Source organism: Collinsella aerofaciens (assembly GCF_040915545.1).
In the GTDB taxonomy this organism is placed as follows: Bacteria; Actinomycetota; Coriobacteriia; order Coriobacteriales; family Coriobacteriaceae; genus Collinsella; species Collinsella aerofaciens_BE.
The window spans coordinates 1-3,340 of record NZ_JBCPDH010000058.1 but is presented as its reverse complement, the minus strand read 5'-3'; the positions used below and the strand labels follow the sequence as shown (position 1 = coordinate 3,340).

The window sequence follows — 3,340 nt, the reverse complement described above, 5'->3', positions numbered from 1 at the left end:
GTGTTGGCTAAAATGGGTCGGCCGGGATTGGTCAATCTCGGCCGACTATATTTGGCTAAATTATTCCGACGCTAACACAAATGGTAAATGTTTTGCTCTCGACAGGCATAGTCAGTGCAGGGGAATTTGCCTCCTTCAAGGGTGGAGTCAACAGAAAAATTGAACAGGGATTGATTTTCGATTTTTTCGATTGGGATAAGGGGTGCAAGGCCCCTAATAAAGGCGTCGAACCTCCTTTGCCCCAGTTCTTCTAGGTACGCAATTATTTCGGCAAGAGAGCTGTTCTTGAATGCGGCTAGATAAGAATAAAGGTCATCGTATGCATGAGTCGCCATTTCGCTCACCTACACTTTCGGAAAGAGTTTTGCGTCGTTATTTCCGAGGCGTCGTTGGGCTCGCAATCGACTCTAGTGTGCAGCTGCTTCTCGACGTACTCCCTCATGTTCTGCCTCCACATGTAACTAATTGATTTGCTATGTGCCATTATGAATGGTATATAGCAAATCAATTAGTTACATTTAATGGAGCATTGCGAGCGTGGCGCGCGCAAAGAAGAGTTGTTGTATGGAGGCTTCCGGCAACGGCCTTTTGTACGTCCGTGACTGTTGGGTGCTATCGCGGATGACGTCATTGTTGCCTGCACTCTCGATCCAAGGATGTAATTACGGAAGTGCGGGGAAAATCGAGAACCTTCGAGCACAACGCGATTTTTAGCACCAAAACCGCAGTTCGCGGAAGCGAAAACTGGGGCCTGGTTAGCATTTCTTCGATTTTCCCCGCACTTCCGAATTTGACCCCTTGCCGCACCTTGATCACGTCTTCAAGTGGCTGGTTCATCGCTAATGGAGTTTTCTGCGGTGCTTGAATTGCGGTGTTGTGATTAGGGCAAAAGGCTCTTGGCTCCGGGGAGGCTCATCGCACGAAAATTCAAGTTGCTGCTGAAGTAGGGCTTGCTTCGGCAGCGCTAACAATAAGGGCGGCTCTGCTAGTCTCGGGAGACCGCGGCATTCGGCGGGCCTGCCGAATGCCGCGATCAGTAGCGGTCAGTAGCGGTCAGTATATTCTTCGGAGCCGTTTCTCTGGGCTTCGGCGGACTTGCCAACTCGCGCTTGGGCACTACTCAGTAGATTACTCAGCAGTGCCCAGTAGATTACTCAGTAGTGCCCAGCAGGGGGAGGGCAGCAAACGCAATGGGCCTGTTTCCCGGCTAGGACCTGCAGCCTCAAACTTCGCTTGGCATCCTGTAGAACTGGTGCGGGTCTTTCGGGCTTTTCCCTACCCATTCCAACAGGCCTCGCCCGGCAAGGTCTTTCAGAGTCTTCGAGGCCGTTTTCCTACCGACATTGGACTCCCGCGCGAGGTCGGAGGTCGTGATTTTCCCCTGAGCGGCGGCAATTGTCATCGCTGCTCGTTCGCGCTCGCTGAGGAGCGGTCGGTTGTCGGCCGCGGTTCTCCTGAAGGCCGCTTTCTGTAACCCAGGACGCTCGAAGACGACGACGGTGCTGTTGACGGTCTGCTCGAAGCGGAACCTCACGCCGGCTGCCTCGCAGGCCTCCTTGATGCGCGGTATGCCCGTGCCGTACTGCTCGATGACGCCGGCGCGGAACAGGGTGCGCGCGATCGTGGGGTTTCGGAGGCCGAACTCGCTCGCGGTACCGTCTAGGTGCTCTTGCGGCGAGTCGCCCTCGGGGAACAGGCCCGGGCTCACGATCTGGACGGTGTCCATGAACACGTTGACCTCGACGGCGGTGCCGGTGGTGTAGTCGCGGTGGCACAGCGCGTTGGCAACCGCCTCGCGGATGGCCTCGGCCGGGATCTCGGGGATCTCCTTGCGGTACATGCCCGTCTCGCCGATGACGAACTCGCGCCTGATGTTCGACGTCACGAAGTACTCGGCGAAGTCGAGCAGCTTGAGCATGGTGCCGCACTCGCGGCGCAGGTCGAGGATCTTGGCCTTGGTGTTGCCGCCCAGAAGCCCCAGCTTCATCCTGGGGTAGGTGTCGGATCCCTCGCAGAACAGCTCCACCGCGGCGTTTCTTAGGCTGCCGTCGGGCGCGACGAGGTCGAGCCTTGCCAAGGTGTCCTCCACGCCGGCGAACCCGCCGCCCACGCGTCCGGCCCTGCCGCCGCGCGCGACGAAGTCACGCACCGCCTGCTCGTCGGCGTCGGAGACGGGCCTGCCGGACGGCAGCGAGTCCCACGGGCTACGGGCGCGCTCACGCTTGACGACCATGGCGCTCAGCTCCGAGGCCGACAGCGCTTTGTTCGAAGTCCCCACGCGGGTGAAGTAGCGTCCGTCGGCGGAGTAGGGGGCGTCGGCACCTGAGAAGGCAATTTTGATGTATCGCAGCCCATCATCGGCGTCGAGGCACTCGACCGTCGGGAACACCGCGGGCTCGATCTTGTCGGACACCCACGACGTCACCTGGCGCAGCGTTGCGTCGCTGACATCCTGGCCGATGACATCGCCGTTGTCCTTCACGCCGAAGTAGAGCTCGCCGCGGCCGTGCTTGTTCAGCATGGCGCTGATGGCTTGCAGTGCTTCTTTATGCTCGCCAGTGGACTTCTTGAACTCGACGGTCTCGCTCTCGCTGCCCAGGTTCATCCGCGCTGCCTTTCCCGTTCGTTGCTTGTCTCGTTGGATTATACCGTGGTCACCATGGGCGAAAACGTGGAAGCGCGCTTGCTTGCCTCTACCATGTTCTCATGCGCCTTAATGCCCTTTGTGAAGAATCATCCCATTGGGAAACGGGTCCCTATGGAACGATTTTGGTATCAGGCATAGGGGGGCGCTATCGTGGATGTCGTCACCATTGCCTGCGCCCTCGATCCAGAGATGTAATTACAGAAGTGCGGGGAAAAATCGAAAACCTTCGAGCACAACGCGGTTTTTTTGTATCAAAACCGCAGGTCGCGGAAGCCTAAAACGGGGGTCTGGCCAGCATTCCTTTGGTTTTCCCCGCACTTCCGAATTTGGCCTCTCGCCACATCCCGATTACGTCTTAAAGTGGCGCAAAAAGCCGTGTGCTCTGCTTGATTTTGCTCAGGAATTATGCCTGAGGGGTAGTGGATTCGCCTTTCTCCGCCGTGCAGCGGCACGTGTAGGGCTCTCTGGCTCAGGCGCGAGTCGCTTCCCGTCTGAAAAAGGTTGATTTCCGATCTCAGCCGAACACATTGAGCTGATGGCTCGCTCCCGCAGTTAGCCGAACGCCCCCGAGGCCCCATCCGGGACCCGGGGGCGGCATTTTCCCAGTTGAAGGAATGGTGGAGATGTGTTTCGATGGGTCCGGTGGCCATGCTCCGCCCGCCGCCCGGCACCTCTTCCCAGACTCAGCCGGAC

Annotated in this window: 1 protein-coding gene; it reads right to left on the bottom strand. The window is 58.1% G+C overall.

What is annotated here, in order from left to right; genetic code table 11:
- Positions 1–1,222: 1,222 nt before the first annotated feature.
- A complete protein-coding gene (locus AB5202_RS09840; RefSeq protein WP_368144653.1) occupies positions 1,223–2,605 on the bottom strand; it encodes an RNA/DNA-binding domain-containing protein in 1,383 nt (460 codons plus the stop codon).
- Positions 2,606–3,340: the final 735 nt, after the last annotated feature.

Excerpts from the sequence above, each read along its gene's own strand:
- AB5202_RS09840 (WP_368144653.1), bottom strand. The coding sequence starts at position 2,605 with ATGAACCTGGGCAGCGAGAGCGAGACCGTCGAGTTCAAGAAGTCCACT.